Below are 549 nucleotides of genomic sequence, written 5' to 3' on the forward strand. Positions count from 1 at the left end.
GGGGCGTTGAGCGAGTGGGGCGCGACCGTGCTCGCGCGCGAGAGCGCGTGCCTGTCCCGCGCGGACCGGGCGGCGCTGGACGAGCGGCTGTGCGCGGACCCGTCCCGGCTCGAGGGCGTGGGCGTGCGGGCGCTGGCCGCGGCCGCGCGGCGCCAGGCGTGCGCGCTGGACCCGGCCTCGGTCGCGGACCGGGCGCGGCGGGCCGTGGCGCACCGGACGGTCACGTGCCGCCCGGCGCCGGACGCGATGGTCTACCTCACGGCGCTGCTGCCGGTGCGCCAGGGCGTGGCGGTCCTCGCGGAGCTGGCCCGCGAGGCCGGGCGGGCCGCGGCGGGCGGGGACCGGCGCGGGCGCGGGCAGGTCATGGCCGACACGCTGGTCGCGCGGGCGACCGGGCGGCGGGCCGCGGCGGCCTCTCACGTCGAGGTCCAGCTCGTGGTCACGGACCGGACGCTGTTCCAGGGCGATGCCGAGCCGGCGTACCTGGCCGGGTACGGGATCGTGCCCGCGCAGTGGGCGCGGGACCTCGTGCGGGACCCCAACGGCACC

1 pseudogene is annotated in these 549 nt (G+C 81.1%); it reads left to right on the forward strand.

The annotated features are described in order from the left end of the window. A pseudogene (locus tag ACETWP_RS17295) lies at window positions 1–549 on the forward strand (HNH endonuclease); the annotation flags it as partial.

It is taken from the genome of Arthrobacter halodurans (genome assembly GCF_041877255.1).
In the GTDB taxonomy this organism is placed as follows: Bacteria; Actinomycetota; Actinomycetes; order Actinomycetales; family Micrococcaceae; genus Arthrobacter_N; species Arthrobacter_N halodurans.